Origin of the sequence: Lysobacter firmicutimachus (genome assembly GCF_037027445.1) — a bacterium.
Taxonomy (GTDB): Bacteria; Pseudomonadota; Gammaproteobacteria; order Xanthomonadales; family Xanthomonadaceae; genus Lysobacter; species Lysobacter firmicutimachus.
On record NZ_JBANDL010000002.1, the window covers coordinates 1534343 to 1551381 of the forward strand.

At 71.9% G+C, this 17039-nt stretch carries 14 protein-coding genes and 1 riboswitch; of the genes, 9 read left to right on the forward strand and 5 right to left on the reverse strand.

Annotation, left to right across the window (positions count from 1 at the left end; genetic code table 11):
* Positions 1 to 78: 78 nt before the first annotated feature.
* Both V2J18_RS06610 and V2J18_RS06615 read right to left on the reverse strand, forming a co-directional pair.
* Positions 79 to 525 (reverse strand): hypothetical protein, encoded by a 447-nt coding sequence (locus V2J18_RS06610; protein WP_064748642.1) that lies wholly within the window; start codon positions 523 to 525, stop codon positions 79 to 81.
* A gap of 16 nt (positions 526 to 541) precedes the next feature.
* Entirely contained in the window at positions 542 to 952 is a 411-nt protein-coding gene (locus V2J18_RS06615; RefSeq protein ID WP_336131355.1) for a hypothetical protein, read from the reverse strand.
* A gap of 115 nt (positions 953 to 1067) precedes the next feature.
* Between V2J18_RS06615 and V2J18_RS06620 the strand changes: the two genes are divergently transcribed.
* The 5 genes from V2J18_RS06620 (at position 1068) to V2J18_RS06640 (ending at position 8033) form a co-directional block, all read left to right on the forward strand.
* The gene (locus V2J18_RS06620; RefSeq protein WP_336131356.1) at positions 1068 to 1667 is read left to right on the forward strand and encodes an NADPH-dependent FMN reductase; all 600 of its coding nucleotides are present in this window, start codon (positions 1068 to 1070) and stop codon (positions 1665 to 1667) included.
* Positions 1668 to 1669: 2 nt separating this feature from the next.
* Complete coding sequence (locus V2J18_RS06625; protein ID WP_064748634.1) at positions 1670 to 2164, forward strand: acyl-CoA thioesterase; 495 nt, start codon at positions 1670 to 1672, stop codon at positions 2162 to 2164.
* Positions 2165 to 2363: 199 nt separating this feature from the next.
* Positions 2364 to 2644: riboswitch (cobalamin riboswitch) on the forward strand.
* Between the two features lie 199 nt (positions 2645 to 2843).
* Positions 2844 to 7232 carry a cobaltochelatase subunit CobN gene (locus V2J18_RS06630; RefSeq protein ID WP_336131357.1) on the forward strand — a complete coding sequence of 1463 codons (4389 nt, stop codon included), beginning with the start codon at positions 2844 to 2846 and terminating at the stop codon, positions 7230 to 7232.
* Positions 7233 to 7305: 73 nt separating this feature from the next.
* Positions 7306 to 7740 (forward strand): MotA/TolQ/ExbB proton channel family protein, encoded by a 435-nt coding sequence (locus V2J18_RS06635; protein ID WP_336131358.1) that lies wholly within the window; start codon positions 7306 to 7308, stop codon positions 7738 to 7740.
* Complete coding sequence (locus V2J18_RS06640; protein ID WP_064748631.1) at positions 7737 to 8033, forward strand: DUF2149 domain-containing protein; 297 nt, start codon at positions 7737 to 7739, stop codon at positions 8031 to 8033. The genes V2J18_RS06635 and V2J18_RS06640 overlap by 4 nt, the downstream gene beginning before the upstream one ends.
* A 526-nt stretch (positions 8034 to 8559) precedes the next feature.
* Here V2J18_RS06640 and V2J18_RS06645 read toward each other — a convergent pair.
* Both V2J18_RS06645 and V2J18_RS06650 read right to left on the reverse strand, forming a co-directional pair.
* Entirely contained in the window at positions 8560 to 9294 is a 735-nt protein-coding gene (locus V2J18_RS06645; RefSeq protein WP_261370140.1) for a C40 family peptidase, read from the reverse strand.
* Between the two features lie 152 nt (positions 9295 to 9446).
* On the reverse strand, positions 9447 to 10025 hold the full coding sequence (locus tag V2J18_RS06650; protein ID WP_079248233.1) for a C40 family peptidase: 579 nt from the start codon (positions 10023 to 10025) through the stop codon (positions 9447 to 9449).
* Positions 10026 to 10157: 132 nt separating this feature from the next.
* Here V2J18_RS06650 and V2J18_RS06655 point away from each other — a divergent pair, with 132 nt between their 5' ends.
* Together V2J18_RS06655 and V2J18_RS06660 are read left to right on the forward strand one after the other, a co-directional pair.
* Positions 10158 to 10637: an FKBP-type peptidyl-prolyl cis-trans isomerase gene (locus tag V2J18_RS06655; protein WP_064748629.1), complete on the forward strand. Its 480-nt coding sequence runs from the start codon at positions 10158 to 10160 to the stop codon at positions 10635 to 10637.
* A 143-nt stretch (positions 10638 to 10780) separates the two neighbouring features.
* Entirely contained in the window at positions 10781 to 12037 is a 1257-nt protein-coding gene (locus V2J18_RS06660) for a DUF418 domain-containing protein (protein ID WP_064748628.1), read from the forward strand.
* 79 nt (positions 12038 to 12116) lie between these two features.
* Here V2J18_RS06660 and V2J18_RS06665 read toward each other — a convergent pair whose 3' ends face one another.
* Entirely contained in the window at positions 12117 to 13715 is a 1599-nt protein-coding gene (locus V2J18_RS06665) for a M4 family metallopeptidase (protein WP_425606100.1), read from the reverse strand.
* Positions 13716 to 14307: 592 nt separating this feature from the next.
* On the opposite strand from V2J18_RS06665, the gene V2J18_RS06670 reads away from it, so the two are divergent.
* Complete coding sequence (locus V2J18_RS06670) at positions 14308 to 15603, forward strand: NAD(P)/FAD-dependent oxidoreductase (RefSeq protein ID WP_064748627.1); 1296 nt, start codon at positions 14308 to 14310, stop codon at positions 15601 to 15603.
* Positions 15600 to 16994 (forward strand): glutathione-disulfide reductase, encoded by a 1395-nt coding sequence (gorA, locus tag V2J18_RS06675; RefSeq protein WP_064748626.1) that lies wholly within the window; start codon positions 15600 to 15602, stop codon positions 16992 to 16994. Before V2J18_RS06670 ends, gorA begins: the two co-directional genes overlap by 4 nt.
* The last annotated feature ends 45 nt before the right edge of the window (positions 16995 to 17039 follow it).

The window sequence follows — 17039 nt, forward strand, 5'->3', positions numbered from 1 at the left end:
CGCAACGAACCAGCCCCGGTCGCCAGACCGGGGCTGTTCGTATGTGCGCCGGGGCTTCGGCGAACGCCGCTGCGGCGCTCAGCTCTCGCCGAACCACTTCAGCACCACGCCGACCGCGATCGCGGCGAACGCCAGCCCGGCCGCACCGTAGATCAGGCCGTTGAGGAAGAAGCCGTGGCCGCCCGGAAACGCGCCGACGACGGCGCCGGTCAGCGCCGCATAGATCGCGTAGACCGGTATGAAGATCAGCCGCGCCAGCCACACGCCGCGCTCGCCGCGGTCGCGATCCGGGGCCAGCGGTCGGCCGGTGGCGGCCCAGCGCAGCGCCATGCGCGCCAGCACCAACGGCGCCATCAGCAGAGCGACCGCTTCCAGCGTCTTGTAGCCGACGATCAGGCCGACCGCGAGCAGGCCGCCGCCGAGCCACATCGCGGTATCGTCGCCGGGCGCGCCATAGCGGGCCAGGGCGGCGCCGAGGGCGAACGCGGCCACGAACGCGCCGAATCCGTACAGCACTTGTTTCATCAGCGTTCCTTTTTCTTCAGGGGTCCTTCGGCCCGCGCGCGACGCAGCGGGCGCCCAGCCCACTGGCCGGCAACGGCAGCAGCAGGCCGGCGATCAGCATCCATAGCGGGTGGGCGAACATCGCATTGACCGCGATCACGCCGCAGACGATCAGCGCGCCGACGACCAGCGCGGCGCCGCGCCGGTGCCGGCGCGAGATCAACGCCGCGACCAGGCCGCCGTCGAAGGCGGCCACGGTCCAGCCGGCGACCACCGGGGCCAGGGCGGCGAACGGTGCGTCGGCCACATGCGCGGCCCAAGCCGCCATGTCGCGCGGGTCGGCGCCGGGCGGGAACGGGTGCAGGCGGGCCGAGCCGAACTCGAACAACTTCATCGTCGCCATCGCCACCAGCATGCCGGCGACCACTGCCAGGATCGTACGTGCCATGGTCCGCGCCTCCCCAGGGTCGGTGGCCGCGAGCATCGCGCCGCCGCCGTCGCCGCGCAAGCTCCCGCTGCCGGAGGGGCTCGCGCATAATTCCCGCTTCGCCACGGAGCCCGCCATGTCCGCCGCCATTCCTTCCGCCACCCCGCGCCTGCTGGCTTTCGCCGGCAGCCTGCGCCAGGGCTCCTTCAACCGCCGCCTGATCCCGGTCCTGGCCGAGGGGGCGCGCGCCGCCGGCGCCGAAGTGACCCTGATCGAACTGCGCGACTACGCGTTGCCGATCTACGACGGCGACATCGAAGCCGAGGCCATGCCCGACAACGCGCGCCGGCTGCAGGCGCTGATGGCCGAGCACGACGGCCTGCTGATCAGCACGCCGGAGTACAACGGTTCGATGCCGGCCCTGGTCAAGAACACTCTGGACTGGATCTCGCGCCCGCTCGCGGACGGCCGCTCCGGTACCGCGCTGTTCGCCGACAAGGTCGCCGGCATCGTCTCGGCGTCGCCGGGGCCGCTCGGCGGGCTGCGCTCGCTGCTGGTGCTGCGCGATGCGCTGGCCAAGCTCGGGCTGCTGGTGGTGCCGCAACAGGTCGCGGTCGGCCAGGCCGGCGACAAGCTCGCCGACTACGGCCAGCTCAACGACGAGCGCCAGCGCGAAGCCGTGCAGCGGGTCGGCGCCGCGGTGGTGCGGCACATCAAGGTCGTGCGGGAGGGCTGAGCATGAAAGGGCAGCAACGCGAACTGAACCTGCGCTTCCTGGCCCAGCCGACCGACGTCAACTACGGCGGCAAGGTCCACGGCGGCATGGTCATGAAGTGGATCGACCAGGCCGGCTACGCCGCGGCGGTCGGCTGGAGCGGCAAGTACAGCGTCACCGTCGCGGTCGGCGGCATCCGCTTCGTCGCGCCGATCCGGATCAGCGACCTGGTCACCGTGCACACCAAGCTGATCCACACCGGCACCAGCAGCATGCACTTCGCGGTCGACGTGAAGGCGCGCGACCCGGGCCTGGACGACGGCGTGGCCGAAGAGCGCCTGTGCACCCACTGCGTGATCGTGTTCGTGGCGATGGACGCCGAGGGCAAGCCGACGCCGGTGCCGGCGTGGACGCCGCTGACCGAGGACGACAAGCGCCTGGCCGAGTACGCGCTGAAGATCATGGAACTCAGCAAGGGCATCGAGGCGACGGTCGAGCGTTACGTGCACGAGGGGTGAGCGGCGTGCGGGGAGTCGGCGCGTCATCGATCGCCCCCTTCGAAAGAGTGGGCCAGCGCCCGGCGCAACTGGGTTGCTGAGCGGGGTTCGCAGCGCGGGAGGATGGGCTCCGCACGCCCAACGCGGCGCCCACCGGCTCGGCACGCTGCCGCCGTCTCCATACTCCCGCGTCCGCGCCGTGCCGGCGCGCTGTGCTAGATTGCGCGCGCTTTGCATCTGGTGCCGCCTCGCCCTCCGGCGACGCGGTTAAACGGGAAGCCGGTGCGTCCGCGAGGCTGCGGACCAGTCCGGCGCTGCCCCTGCAACGGTAGGCGGGTAAAGCATCGGCACGTCGGCGACGGCCGGCGGTCGCGTCCGGCGTGGATGCGAACCGCCCGCACTCGCCCAGCCACTGGAGCCTGCGCTCCGGGAAGGCGCCGATGCGCCGGGTTCGTCCCGGCCCCCGCAAGCCCGGAGACCGGCCGGTGCGTACGCGGTGGACGTCGCGGAGGGCGGCGTCGCGCGCCCGTGCACCGGGTCCGTGGCCTGTCTCTTCGTCCGTCGTTCGCCTCCTTCATCCAGCTCCGCACAGGGCGTGCGGCGAGCGAGGCCGTCGATGCGTGTTGCGCGTGGTGTTGTCGAGCGTGGTGTCCGTGAGCGCGGAGTCCTTGGGCATGCGGTCGCTCGCCGATGGCGCGCCTTGGGCGCCGCGGCCCTGCTGGCGTTCGCCGCCGCCGCCCCGGCCAAGACCGTGTTCGGCGTAGTCTCCGAGCGCGCCGCGCCGGAAGCGGCCGAGGCCGCACGCGAATTGTTGGCGACCCGACCCGGCGACCGCATCGTGCTGCGCACGCCGCAGCAGCTCGAAGCCCTGGATCGCGGGCAACTGCGCGAACTGGTCGGCGGCAGCGACGCGGTGATCGCAGTGGCCTTGTTCGGCGAACAGGGCGTGCGCCTGCGCGAGGCGGCGTCCTGGTTGCGTCAGCGTGGACGCGGTCCGCAGCGCCTGTACGCCTTTCACGGCGAAGCCGGCCTGACCCAGTCCAGCCATCGCGAAGGTCACGGCCTGGGCGCATTCAGCGCCGACGAACTGATCCGCGTCACCGCCGAAACGCCGCCGCCCGAGCTGGTCCGGCGCGCCCGCGGCGACGCCTTCGCCGGCGAATGGCTCGACCTGCGCGCGCTGTGGCGCGAAGGCGGCAACCGCAACCTGCAGCGCAGCTACGCCTTTCTGCTCGACGGCGGCGCGGTGCCGGCGGCGCAGCCGCAGCCGGATCTGGTGCTGCGCCAGAACGGCGCGGCGGTCGCCGCGCCGGCCGCCGATGCCCGGCCGCTGCTGGCGGTGCTGGACCTCAACAACGCCGACGTCGCCACCGGCGACGCGCTGTGCGCACAAGCGCAGGCGCAGGGACTGGCCTGCCTGGGGCTGTACGCACGCTGGGGCGAGGCGTCGCTGCAGGCGGTGCAGAACCTGCGTGCCATGCTCGGCGCGCAGCCGCTGGCCGGGCTGGTGGTGCTGCAGGACTTCGTGGTCGGCGCCGCCGAAGGCCGCGACGCGGCGACCCGCGCGATCGCCGCGCTCGACGTGCCGGTGTTCAAGGCGATCCGCCTGCTCGATCGCGGCCAAGCGCAATGGCGTTTGTCCGGCGACGGCCTGCCGGCCTCCAGCGTGCAGTACCGGGTCGCGATGTCGGAGCTGCAGGGCAGCAGCCAGCCGATGGTGCTGGCCGCGGCCGGCGCGCCGCGCATCGATCCGCTGACCGGGGTGCGCCTGCAGCGGCCCGAGCCGCTGAGCGGCGAGATGCGCGCCCTGGTCGAGCGCGCCCGGCGCTGGCGCGCGCTGCGCGCCAAGCCGGCGAGCGAACGGCGCATCGCCCTGATCTATTACAACCACCCGCCCGGCCGGCAGAACATCGGCGCCGACAACCTCGACGTGCCGGCTTCGCTGCACGGCATGCTGCGGACCATGCGCGACCACGGCTATCGCATCGACGACCTGCCGGCCACGCCGGAGGCCTTGCTCGAGCGGATGATGCAGCTCGGCGTCAACACGCCCGAGGACGGCGGCGAACTGGCGGCGATGGCGGCCCAGGCGACCACCCTGTCCGGCGACGACTATCGGCGCTGGTTCGCGACCCTGCCGGCGGCGGTGCAGGGCGAGGTCAGCGACGGCCCGCTGGCGCGCCTGCAGGCGCAGGTCGCGCTGGCGCGCGCCGCGCACGAGACCGAACTCGGCGAACGCCGGGTGCGCGATGCCGAACGCGAACTGCTGCATCTGCTCGAAGGCATCGATCATCCGGCACGCGACACGGCGTTGGCCGAGTTCCGCCACCTGATCCAAGCCCATCTGCGCTGCCTCAAGGCTGAGGCTGCGGCGGCCGAAGCGCCCTGCGCCGACGCCGGCGCCGCGCAGCGCCGCCTGCTGGCGCTGCAGGTGCCGGGCCTGCGCGGCTGGGGCCGCGCGCCAGGCAAGGTGATGGTGCACGACGACACCGTGGTGTTGCCGGGCCTGCGCCTGGGCAACGTGTTCATCGGCCCGCAGCCGCCGCGCGGTTGGGAGGTCGACGAGGAACTGCTGCACGCCAACACCCAGATCCCGCCGCCGCACCAATACCTGGCTTACTACCACTGGCTGCGCGACGTGTTCCGCGCCGACGCCATCGTCCACATCGGCCGCCATTCCACTTACGAGTTCCTGCCCGGCAAGGCGGTCGGCCTGGCCGAGGACGATTACTCGCGCCTGATCGCCGGCGACGTGCCCGGGATCTATCCCTACATCGTCGACGGCGTCGGCGAAGGCACCCAGGCCAAGCGCCGCGGCCTGGCGGTGATGGTCGATCACCTGACCCCGCCGTTGGCGGCGACCTCGCTGTACGACCGCCTGCTGACCCTGCGCCAGTTGGTCGAAAGCTTCGAGAGCAGCAGCAGCGAACCGCTGCGCGCCCAGGCCGCGAGCGAGATGCGCGCCCAGGTCGAGGCGCTGCAGCTGCGCGCCGAACTCGAGGCGAGCATGGCCGACGTGCTGCAGGTGCGCGGGATCGGCTTCGAGCAGGCCGACGACGACCTGCTCGCGCACGAGATCGGCCACTACCTGACCAAGCTGCAGGAAAAGTTCATGCCGCACGGCCTGCACGTGTTCGGCCAGGCCTGGGACGGGGGCCAGCTCGACACGATGCTCGACTCGATGCGCGGCCTGGGCGAACGCGAGGCCCTGCGCGGCAAACTGATCGAATCGCCGCCGGCGGAAATGGCCGCGCTGCTGCACGGCCTGGACGGCGGCTTCGTCCGGCCGGGCAAGGGCAACGACCCTTTGCGCGCGCCGGAATCGCTGCCGACCGGGCGCAACTTCCATGGCCTCGACGGCGACGTGCTGCCGTCGCCGCTGGCGCAGCGCCTGGGCGCCGAACAGGCGGCGCGGGTGCTGGCGCGCAGCGACGGCCGCAGCGGCAGCGAGGGCGTGGTGTTGTGGGCGTCCGACGCGGTGCGCGACGAAGGCGTCATGGTCGGCTTCTCGCTGGCGCTGATGGGCGTGCAGCCGCGCTGGAACGCACGCGGCATCGTCCAGGGGCTGGAACTCAAGCCGATGCCGCAGGGGCAGCCGCGCCGCGACGTCATCGTCACCACCTCGGGCTTGTTCCGCGACCTCTATCCGAACCTGGTGCAGTTGCTCGACCGCGGCGGCCGCCTGGCCCTGGCGGCGAGCGCCAAGACCCTGCGCGCGCAACGGCCGGAGTTGGCGCCGGCCTTGGCGGCGGCGTTGGCGCCGCTGGGCGAGCAGGTTGAATTCGGTGAGGAAGCGGTGGCCGGCAACGGCGTCGCTCGCGAATGGTTGCAGCGCACCGACGCCCTGCGCGCGCAGGGCGTGCCGTTGGCCGACGCCGGCCGCGAGGCGGCCTGGCGGGTGTTCGGCGATGCGCCCGGCGCGTACGGCGCCGGCGTCAATCGGCTCACCGAGCGCTCCGGCGCCTGGAGCGAACGGCGCCAGATCGGCCGCGCCTATCTCAATCGCATGGGGCATGCCTACGGTCTCGACGCCAACGGCAGCGCCGCGCATCGCGCGTTCGAGATCGGCCTGGGCCGAGTCGAGCGCAGCTACCACGGCCGCGCCTCGCACCTGTACGGCCTGCTCGACAACAACGATGCCTTCGACTACTTCGGCGGCCTGTCGCTGGCGGTGGAAACCCTGACCGGGCGCGTGCCGCAGGCGCAGGTGCTGTACAACGCCGACGCCGAGCGCGCCGACGTCGAGCCGCTGGAAGCCGCGCTGCTGCGCGAGTTCCGCGGCCGTTACCTCAATCCCGCCTGGATCCGCCCGCTGATGAAACACGGCTATGCCGGCGCGCGCACGGTCAGTCAGGAGTTCCTGGAAAACCTGTGGGGCTGGCAGGTGACCCGGCCGGACGTGATCCACGGCTGGGCCTGGGACGAAGTGCAGAGCGTCTACCTCGACGACCGCTACCGCCTCGGCGTCGCCGACTTCCTCGAGCGCGGCCACGCCCAGCAGGCCAAGGCGCACATGCTGGCGCTGATGCTGGTGGCGGCGCAGAAGGGCTATTGGAAGACGCCCGAGGCCAACCTCGCGCGCCTGGGCGAGCAACTGGCCGCGCTGGTCGCGCGCAACGGCCTGCCGGGCAGCGGCCACGCCGCGCCGGACCACCCGCTGTGGGGCTGGCTGCAACCGCGGCTGTCGCCGGCAGCGCAGGCGCAGGTGGCCGAAGTGTTGGCGCGTGCGCGCGGCGAGCGCGGCGCGGTGTCGACGTTCGCACGCGGCGAGACCGCGCGCGCGCAGCAGGCGGCGATGCGGGCCGCGGCATCGAATCGCCCGTCGCCGCCCGTGCCGGCGCCGCAGGCCGCACCGAAGCCGCCCGAATCGAAGCAGTCCGGATCGAAGCAGGCCGGTTCGAAGCAGGCGCCCGCCAAGCCGGCCGAGCCGGCGCGCAACGCGCACGTCAGCGAACTGTCGACCCTGGCGCCGGTGGCGCTGGTCCAGCGCCATCCGCTGCCGTCGGCGCTGATCGCGCTGGCGATCGCGCTGCTGCTCGGCTTCGGCCTGCGCCGCGGCCTGGCGGTGCCGGCGGCGCGGGCGGGATGAGGTAGAGCGCGGGCCGCTGCGCCCGCGCGATCGACCAGGTCAACGAATACGAGGTAAGACGACGATGGAGTGGATGACGCATTTCGACTGGCTGCACCACCTGATCGCGCGGCTGTTGCCGGTGGCGATGGCGGTGCTGTTGGCGGCCTGCGGCGCGGCCCTGATCGAGGCCGGCCTGGCGATCGGCGAACGCTGGCTGGGCCTGCGCCGGCTCGAGCGCGCCGGCGATCCGGCCCTGGTCGAGCGCCTGGCGCGGCGGCGCATCGAGCGCTGCGATCTGCTGGCGCGGGTGCCGCCGATGCTGGGCCTGATGGCGACCATCATCCCGCTCGGCCCCGGCTTGGCCGCGCTCGGCCAGGGCGATCCGGCCCAGCTCGCCAGCGCGGTCACGGTGGCCTTCGACGCTACCGTGCTCGGCCTGATCGCCGGCATCGCCGGACTGTGGATCGGCCGCCTGCGCCGGCGCTGGTACGAGGAATTGCTCGAACGCATGGAGGCGGCGGCATGAGCGTGCGCGCCTCGCGCGCGGCGCGGCGCCGGCTGCGCACGCGTTTCGACCACGACGACGAAGACCCGCGCGCCAGCCTGGTCAATCTGGTCGACGTGATGCTGGTGTTCGCCTGCGGCCTGCTCGCCGCGATCACCGCGGTGACGCCGCAGCGCACTCCGGTCGAGGTCGCGCGCGGCAAGGCGATCGAGCGCCCGCATCGCGGGCAGCAGGGCGCCGGGCCGGGCTACCAGGAGGTCGGCCAGGTCTACCGCGACCCCAAGACCGGCAAGCTGATCCTGATCGAGCGCTGAGCGGCACCGGCCCCTGTAGGAGCGGCGTAAGCCGCGACCACGGGACGCGCAGAGAAACCAACGCCATCGCCATTGATCGAAGCCCGAAACCGTCGCGGGAGCAGGAGCGGCGCAAGCCGCGACCGCTATCCTCCACTCTCGCCGCGTCCTTGCCCCATGCCCCTGTAGGAGCGGCGTAAGCCGCGACCACGGGACGCGCAGAGAAACTAACCCCATCGCCATTGATCGAAGCCCGAAACCGTCGCGGGAGTAGGAGCGGCGCAAGCCGCGACCGCCATCCTTCACTCTCGCCGCGTCCTTCCCCATGTCTCCCTGTAGGAGCGGCGTAAGCCGCGACCACGGAACGCGCAGAGAAACCAACGCCATCGCCATTGATCGAAGCCCGAAACCGTCGCGGGAGTAGGAGCGGCGCAAGCCATGACCCGGGCCTGGCAACCACGGCGCCACCGGCCGATCGCGCCGCCGCGGCCCCAAAACGAACAAGCCGCCCGAAGGCGGCTTGTGTTGGGATGCTCGGGCGGTCGCCTCAGATGCCGTCGACGCGGCGGGCTTCCATGAACTTGCCGCTCCAGTAGCCGGTGTCCAGGCTGGACACGGTGACGTCCTTGCCGGTGCGCGGAGCGTGGACGAAGCGGCCGTCGCCGAGGTAGATGCCGACATGGTCGACCCGGCCGCGGCGGCCGAAGAACACCAGGTCGCCCTCGGTCATCGAGGCGCGGTCGATCACTGCGCCGGTCTTGGCCATCTCGCGCGAGACGCGCGGCAGTTCGATGCCCAGGGCGTTGCGGAACACGTAGCCGACCAGGCCGCTGCAATCGAAGCCCTGGTCGGGGCTGCTGCCGCCCCAGCGGTAGGGCGTGCCGAGCAGGCCCAGGGCGCGTTGCAGCAGGCTCTTGATCCGGCTCTGTTCGGCGACCGGCAGGTCGGCCTTGCCCAGGTTGGCGTTCGGGCCGAGCAGGCGGTTCAGGTCGGTGGCCAGCAGCAGCGCGCGGTCGGACAGGGTCATCGCCTCCGGCAGCATGCTGCCGGCGGTGGACTCCGGCGCGTCGGCCGAATCGTTGCGCAGCGAGGGGCCGCCGGGCAGGGCGCCCATCGACAGGCCGGTGGCGGTCGAGGACTGGGCGAAAGCGGGAAGGGCGCAAACCGCCAGCGCGGCGGTGAGCAGGAGACGTTGGGTAGCCCGAGCGGTGCGGGTGCTCTGGGCCAGGGGGGCTTCGGGGGTAGCAGCCTGGCGGCGTTGGCGAGTGAATTGAGGCGTCACGCAGTCATCACGAAGTCGTCACCGGGGAAGGATGATGCCCGGGGCGCCGGAGACATTGGTTTAAATTTCGTTAGATGCTCGTTAACAAGCGCGTGATTTGATTCACATTTTTAACCGCGACCCGGTGCCGACCCCCGTTCAGGAAAGTCGGATCACTTGTTCAGCACTCGCTTGGCGCCGCTGTAGTGATCGACCCAATAAGGGCCGTCGAGCCGGTCCAGGCGAACCGTGCCGCCGGTGCTGGGGGCGTGGACGAAACGGCCTTCGCCGACGTAGATGCCGACATGGCTGACGTTGCCGCGGCTGCCGAAGAACACCAGGTCGCCGGCGGCCAGCCGGGTCGGTTCGATCCGCGGGCCCTGGTAGGCGGCCAGGTCGCGCGAGGTGCGCGGCAGGCTCAGGGCCAGCATGTCGCGATAGACGTAGTTGACCAGGCCGCTGCAGTCGAAGCCGCTGTCCGGGGTGTTGCCGCCGTAGCGGTAGGGCGTGCCGACCAGGCTGATGGCGCGCATCAGCACGGCATTGGCGGAGTCGGGGTCCTCGGGCTGGACGTGCGGCCAGTGCCGGATCGGGGCGCTCGGCGGGGCCGGCTTGCGGACCAGTTCGCGGCCGCCGCCGCATCCCGCCAGCAGCGCGCTCAGGGCCGCGGCCAGGGCCAGCGCCGGCAACGGCAGCGGGCCGCGCGCTGGCGCGGGAGCGGTGTTGCCGGGATAATGCGCGGCCTTCGTCACGTCGCTAGCTTGGCGGCTAACGGCAGCGGCGACAAGACAGCGTCCCTGTCGTTTTGTGGCGGTCCGCGCATTCTGCGCGGCGCCGTGTCCCCATTACCGACCGCAGCGTGCGGTCTCCATCCGGATCCAGCAATGAAAATCGAGAAAGATCGCGTCGTCCGTTTCCACTACACCGTCTCCGAGCAGGGCAGCGAGCCGCTGGAGAGCTCGGAAGGCCGCGATCCGCTGGCGATCCTGATCGGCCACAACAACATCATTCCGGGCCTGGAGAAGGCCATGGACGGTCGCGAAGCCGGCGACAAGTTCGAAGTCGACGTGGCCGCGGTCGACGCGTACGGCGCCCGCCAGGAAGGCCTGACCCAGCGCGTGCCGAAGAAGTACTTCAAGGACGCCAAGCTGAGCCCGGGCATGCAGGCGGTGCTGCCGACCAGCTTCGGCCCGCGCGCGGTGACCATCCAGAAGGTCGGCATGAGCGTGGTCGACGTCGATCTGAACCATCCGATGGCCGGCAAGGACCTGCATTTCGCGATCGAGATCGTCGAAGTGCGCGAGGCCAGCAAGGAAGAGGTCGAGCACGGCCACGTCCACGGCGACGGCGGCCACCAGCACTGACCGCCGCCGCGATCGATGTTCCGGACGGCCCGCTCGCGCGGGCCGTTCCCGTTTGGGCGGGGCGGTTTCCGCCTCCGCGTTGGCGGCGCTGTTTTGCGCGGCCGGGACGGGCTACATAAGAGCCGGCTACCTAAGGAACCGCGATGTCCACCGAGCCCGGCCCGATTGCGCCGCCCCTGCCGCCGCCCCTGCCGCTGGCGCCGGTCGCCGCCGGCGAGCGCCTGGATGCGCTCGACGCGTTGCGCGGCATCGCCCTGCTCGGCGTCCTGCTGAGCAATGCGCCGTTCTTCACCGCGCCGCTGGCGGATCTGTCCGACGGCATCGACCCGGCCCTGCGCGGCATCGACCGCTGGACGGCGATGACGGTCTATGTGCTGGTCCGGCACAAGTTCTGGACCGTGTTCTCGCTGCTGTTCGGGATCGGCTTCGCGGTGATGGGCGAACGCGCACGGGCCGCCGGCCGCGATTTCCGTCCGCTGTACCTGCGCCGCAGCCTGGGCTTGCTGGCGATCGGCCTGGTCCATGCCTGGCTGATCTGGTCCGGCGACATCCTGGTCACCTACGCGCTGTGCGCATTCGCGCTGTACGCCTTGCGCGGGCTCGGCGCGCAGGCGCAGTGGCGGCTGGGCGCCTTGCTGTACGCGGTGCCGTGCGCGTTCTTGCTGTTGCTGGCGGGGCTGCTGACCTTGCCCGGCGTGGCCGGCGACGACGCGCAGGCGCAGGCGCGCAGCGCCGCCGAACGCGCGCAGGCCGTGGCCGCCTACGCGCACGGCAGCTATGCCGATGCGACCGTGCAGCGCATGCGCGAATTCGCCGAGCTGACCCTGTCCGGCGCGCCGGTCATGCTGCCGTTGGCCCTGGGCCTGTTCCTGATCGGCGCCGGCCTGGCCCGCAGCGGCGCGTTCGCCGAGCCGCAGGCGCACCGTGGGTTGTGGCGGCGCCTGCTGTGGGGCGGGCTGGGCGCGGGCGCGGCGCTGACCGCCGCGAGTCTGGCGATCGACCCGACCGTCTCCAACGCGCACTTGACCGCGCGCAGTTTCCTCGCCGGCACCCTGCACATGATGGGTGCCTTGCCGCTGGCCCTGGCGCTGGTCGCGGCGGTGGTCTTGTCGCTGGCGCGCGGCCGGCGTTGGCCGCGGCCGTTCGTCGCGCCCGGCCGTGTCGCGCTGAGCCTGTATCTGATGCAGTCCCTGGTCGGCACCTGGGTCTTTTACGGCTACGGGCTGGGCCTGTGGGGCCGACTGGCGCCGGCGCCGTTGCTGGCGGCGGCCTGCCTGCTGTACCTGGCGCAGATGCGGCTCGCGCACCTGTGGCTGCGCCGGTTCCGTTTCGGCCCGGCCGAATGGCTGTGGCGTGCCTTCACCTACTGGCGCGTACCGCCGTTGCGGCGCTCGCGCTGACGAAGGCGCGAGCGCCGGGACGCCGACGCGGACCGGCCCGCGCGTGCGGGCCGGTCCGTGGAGCCAGGCCGAAGCGGGATCAGTTCACCGACACCGCGCTCCAGGCCCGAGCCACGGCTTTGTATTCGGCCGACGTGCTGCCGTACAGATCCGCCGCCGCCTGCAGGGTGCCGGTGCGCGCCTGCGGGTAGGTGGTGCTGGAGACGAAGTAGCGGGTCAGGGCGCGGTACCAGATCGCGCCGGCCTTGGCCCGGCCGATGCCGGCGATCGTGGTGTCGCCGTTGCAGACCAGCTGCGCCGGGGTGTAGCTGAAGCCCTTCGGCGTGACCGCGCCTTCGGCCAGCAGGTAGAAGAAGCGGTTGCCCACGCCCGAGCTCAGGTGCGGGTCGTATTTGCCGTTCTGGTAGGTCAGCGAAGCGGTGAAGCCGCCGCTGGGATAGCACGAGAACGAGCGGCCGTCGGCGTCCTGCTTGAACATCAGGCGCAACGCCTTGGTATTGCCCGGGTTGTTGATGTAGACCTCCTCGCCGAGCAGGTAGTCGCCCGGGTCGTTGGCGTTGCCGACGCTGTATTCGACCAGCGTGCCGAAGATGTCCGAAGTGGATTCGTTGAGGCCGCCGCTGTCCTTGATGTTGTAGTAGCCCAGGCGCGCGGTGGCGCCGGTCACGCCGTGGGCCATTTCGTGGCCGGCGACGTCGAGCGCGACCAACGGGCGATAGGTCACGCCGTCGCCGTCGCCGTAGACCATCGCCGAGCCGGTCCAGTAAGCGTTGACCAGGTTGGTCGGGCCGTAGTGGACGTAACTCTTGACCCCGCGGCCGTCGTTGAAGATGCCGTTGCGGCCGTGCACGTTCTTGAAATAGTCGAAAGTCGCGGCGACGCCGTAATGCGCGTCGGCGGCGGCCGAGGCGCGGTCGGAGGTGGCGTTGTTGCCCCAGACGTTGTCGGCGTCGTTGAACGCGGTGGCCGCGCTGGTGCCGGTCTGGTTGCGCGCGTCCAGGGTCTGGCCGTTGCCGCGGGTCGGGTCGGTCAGGGTGTAGCCGCCGCTGATCGAGTTGCTGACCAGGCCGACGTTGCCCAGGGTCAGGGTGCGGCCGGTGCCGTTGGCGGCGGCCGAGTGCACCCGGTCGTCTTCCTGCAGCAGCTCCCCGTTGCGCGCGTCCAGGTAGTAGCTGATCAGGCCCGGTGCGGGGTCGTTGCGGCGGTCGCCTTCGACGTCGACCTGCCAGGCCAGGGTCGGTTCGGTGCCGCGGGCGAAGATCACCAGGCGGGCCGGGGCGATCGCGGCGACGGTGCCGTCGAACGCGCCTCCGGCCTCGATGCCGGCCTGTTCGGCGCTGAGCTTCGGTTCGATCGACGGGCGGCCGAAGCTGCGCATGTTGTCGCCCTGGGTGACCGAGAGCAGTTCGCCGTTGCGCGAATGCACGACCAGGTCGCCGCCGACCACCGCCAGGCCGCGGTAGCTGCGCTCCATGCGCACGTGCTCGGTGCCGTCGCGATCGATCATCACGTCGCGGGCGACGAAGCCGTCGGCCTGGGTGCGGTGCACTGCGTCGGCGGCGACGGTTTCGAGCAGGCGGCGCGCGCGCTGGGCCGCGGGCGAAGCGGCGGCCTGTTCGGGCGAGGTCGAGGCGGCGAGCAGGTCGCTCTCGCGGCGGCTGCCGACGGCGAGCTGCATCGCCTGCACGGCGCGATGCGCGCGCGCGGCATCGGCGCGCGGTGCGGGCGCGGTTGCGCTGCGGCCGGCGGCGAAGCCGGTCGCGGCCCCGGCAGGCGTGGTTTCGGAGCCGGAGCGGGACGAGGCGGCGAGGAGGGCGATGCCGGCGACGACGGCGGCGCTGAGCAGAGCGGTCTTGGCGTGCATGGATGGATCCCTGAAGTGGTTTTTTAGGCCGCAGCCGTCCCTGCCGGCCGCGGCGGCGGTCGGTGCGGGTCATGGCGTCGGGTCCAGCGCTTCGACGCTGGAACGCGGGTGGCGGCCGCGATGCGCGTGTCGGTGGACGAATGCGACCTTAGGCGGAGGCGGCAAGCGGCTTGAACGCGAAACCCGCGTTCGTGGTCACACAACGCGGCGGACTTTTCTGCCGCTTATCACAGAACCGCGGCCGACTCGCCGCCACGGCCCGCCGCAACGCGCAAAGCCCGGCCCGGCCGGACCGGTCCAGTCTTAGTACTATGGGGCGTGTGCCGAACGGCTCCCCGACGGCACTGGGGCCGCCGGCGCACGCCGCGCGGCCGCACGACCAGACTCCGGACGGCTGAAAGGGCAGATGGGCGAAGCAGAAGTGGCGGAAGCGCAGGCGCGGACGGACCGCGGCCGCAGCGATGTGATCGTGGTCGGCGCGGGCGTGATCGGCCTGGCCTGCGCCCTGGCCCTGCTGGAAACCGGGCGCAGCGTGCGGGTGATCGACGCCGGTCGGATCGGCGGCGGCAGCTCGCACGGCAATTGCGGCACCATCACCCCCAGCCACGCCACGCCGCTGGCGGCGCCGGGGGTGATCGCCCAGGCCCTGCGCTGGATGCTGACCCCCGACGCGCCGCTGTACGTGCATCCCAAACTCGACCTGCAGCTGTGGGGCTGGCTGCTGCGCTTCGCCGCGCGCTGCAACGAGCGCGACTGGCGCGCCAGCGCGCAGGCCAAGTCGGCCCTGCTCAACGATTCGCGCGCGCGCCTGGAAGACTGGGTCGGCCGCTACGGCCTGGTCTGCGAGTTCGACAACGCCGGCGTCGACTACGTGTTCCGCGAGCGCAAGTCCTTCGAGGGCGGCCAGTTCGAACTCGACTTGTTGCGCGAGTTCGGCATCCAGGTCGAAGTGATCGACGGCGCCCGCTACGAAGCCCAGGACCCGGCGTTCAAGCCCGGCGTAGCCGGCGCGATCCGCTTCGAGCACGACGCTGTGCTGCGCCCGGATCGCTACGTCGCCGAACTCGCGCGCACGGTGTGCGCGCGCGGCGGCGACTTGATCGAGCAGTGCCGGCTGCAGGATCTGCAGCGCGACGGCGAGGAATACCGTGCACTGACTTCGCAGGGCGTCCTGCGCGCCGGCCAGGTGGTGGTCGCGACCGGCGCCTGGTCGCCGAAGCTGTCGCAGCTGATCGGCCTGAGTTCGCTGCCACGCGCCATGCAGCCGGGCAAGGGCTATTCGATCACTTACGATCGCCCGGCGCTGGTGCCGCGCCGGCCGGTGGTGCTGCGCGAGCGCAAGGTCTGCGTGACCATGTGGGACAGCGGCTTCAGGCTCGGCAGCACGATGGAATTCTCCGGCTACGACGAAAGCCTCAACCCGCGCCGCCTGGCGGCGCTGGAGCGCGGCGCGGCCGAGTACCTGCACCATCCGGTCGGCCCGGTCGAGCGCGAGCGCTGGTACGGCTGGCGGCCGATGAGCGTCGACGACGTGCCGATCGTCGGCGCGGTGCCTGGCCGCGACGGCCTGTGGCTGGCGACCGGCCACGGCATGATGGGCGTGAGCATGAGCGCCGGCACCGGCCAGCTGATCGCCGACCTGATCGCCGGCCGCGCGCCGGCGATCGATCCGCATCCCTATCGACCGGAGCGCTTCGCATGAACTCTTCCGACAGCGCCGACGGCCGCTACGACCTGATCGTGGTCGGCGGCGGTTCCGGCGGCCTGGCCGGCGCCTTCCGCGCCGCCGAGTACGGCGCGCGCGTGGCCCTGCTCGAACCCGGCGCGCTCGGCGGCACCTGCGTCAACGTCGGCTGCGTGCCGAAGAAGGCGATGTGGCTGGCCGCCGACATCGCCGGCAAGCTGCGCATGGCGCAAAGCCTGGGCTTCGGCCTCCACGCCGATCCGCAGCGGCCTTGCGCCCTGGACTGGCCGACCTTCATCGTCCATCGCCAGCGCTACATCGCCAACATCCATGACAGTTACCGGCGCCGCCTCGACGCGTCCGGCATCGCGGTGCTGCCGATGCGCGCGCAACTGGTCGACGCCAACACGGTCGAATGCGAGAACGGCGCGCGCCTGAGCGCGGCGCGGATTCTGCTGGCGACCGGCGGCCGGCCGCTGCGTCCCGACATTCCCGGCGCCGGGCTCGGCGCGGTGTCCGACGACTTCTTCCAATGGTGCGCCGCGCCGGCGCGGGTCGCGATCGTCGGCGCCGGCTACATCGCGGTCGAACTGGCCGGCGTGCTGCAGGCGCTGGGCAGCCAGGTCGAATTGTTCGCGCGCGGCGCGCGCCTGCTCGACGGCTTCGATGCCGAGCTGACCGCGCAACTGGCCGAGGACTACCGCCAGAACGGCGTGCGCCTGCATTTCGGCCACGCGGTGGCCGCGCTGGAGGGCGAGCCGGGGCGGGTGCGGCTGCGCGGCGCCGACGGTTCGCTCAGCGAGGCTTTCGATCAGGTCGTATTCGCCACCGGGCGCCGGCCCAACAGCGCCGGCCTCGGCCTGGAGCGCATCGGCGTGGCGACGGACGCGCGCGGCCATATCGCGGTCGACGAACTCAACGCGACCAATGTCGCCGGCATCGACGCGGTCGGCGACGTCACCGCCGACCCGCAGCTGACCCCGGTCGCGATCGCCGCCGCGCGGCGCTTGATGGACCGCGTGTTCGGCGGCCGCGACGGGCGCTTGAGCCGGCAGGACATCCCCAGCGTGGTGTTCTCCCATCCGCCGATCGGCAAGGTCGGGCTGAGCGAGGACGAGGCGCGGGCGCGGTACGGCGACGAACGACATGGTGACAATCTGCACATCTATCGCGCCGGCTTTCGGCCGATGCTGTACGCCCTGGCCGAGTCGCCGCAGCGCAGCCTGTTCAAGCTGATCTGCGTCGGCCAGGAGCGCCGCGTGGTCGGCATTCATTTGCTGGGCGAGGCCGCCGACGAAATCCTGCAAGGGTTCGCGGTGGCGCTCAAACGCGGCATCACCCTGGACGACCTGCGCGACACGGTCGCCATCCATCCCACCAGCGCCGAAGAAGTGGTGTTGATGCGCTAGCCCGGCGACGCTCGCCGCGCGGACGCAGGCCACGCGCGCGATCCG

What these genes read in the sequence shown, in the direction of transcription:
- V2J18_RS06610 (WP_064748642.1), bottom strand. Translation starts at nt 525, where the DNA reads ATGAAACAAGTGCTGTACGGATTCGGCGCGTTCGTGGCCGCGTTCGCC.
- V2J18_RS06615 (WP_336131355.1), bottom strand. Translation starts at nt 952, where the DNA reads ATGGCACGTACGATCCTGGCAGTGGTCGCCGGCATGCTGGTGGCGATG.
- V2J18_RS06620 (WP_336131356.1), top strand. Translation starts at nt 1,068, where the DNA reads ATGTCCGCCGCCATTCCTTCCGCCACCCCGCGCCTGCTGGCTTTCGCC.
- V2J18_RS06625 (WP_064748634.1), top strand. Translation starts at nt 1,670, where the DNA reads ATGAAAGGGCAGCAACGCGAACTGAACCTGCGCTTCCTGGCCCAGCCG.
- V2J18_RS06635 (WP_336131358.1), top strand. Translation starts at nt 7,306, where the DNA reads ATGACGCATTTCGACTGGCTGCACCACCTGATCGCGCGGCTGTTGCCG.
- V2J18_RS06640 (WP_064748631.1), top strand. Translation starts at nt 7,737, where the DNA reads ATGAGCGTGCGCGCCTCGCGCGCGGCGCGGCGCCGGCTGCGCACGCGT.
- V2J18_RS06655 (WP_064748629.1), top strand. Translation starts at nt 10,158, where the DNA reads ATGAAAATCGAGAAAGATCGCGTCGTCCGTTTCCACTACACCGTCTCC.
- V2J18_RS06660 (WP_064748628.1), top strand. Translation starts at nt 10,781, where the DNA reads ATGTCCACCGAGCCCGGCCCGATTGCGCCGCCCCTGCCGCCGCCCCTG.
- V2J18_RS06665 (WP_425606100.1), bottom strand. Translation starts at nt 13,715, where the DNA reads ATGCAGCTCGCCGTCGGCAGCCGCCGCGAGAGCGACCTGCTCGCCGCC.
- V2J18_RS06670 (WP_064748627.1), top strand. Translation starts at nt 14,308, where the DNA reads ATGGGCGAAGCAGAAGTGGCGGAAGCGCAGGCGCGGACGGACCGCGGC.
- gorA (WP_064748626.1), top strand. Translation starts at nt 15,600, where the DNA reads ATGAACTCTTCCGACAGCGCCGACGGCCGCTACGACCTGATCGTGGTC.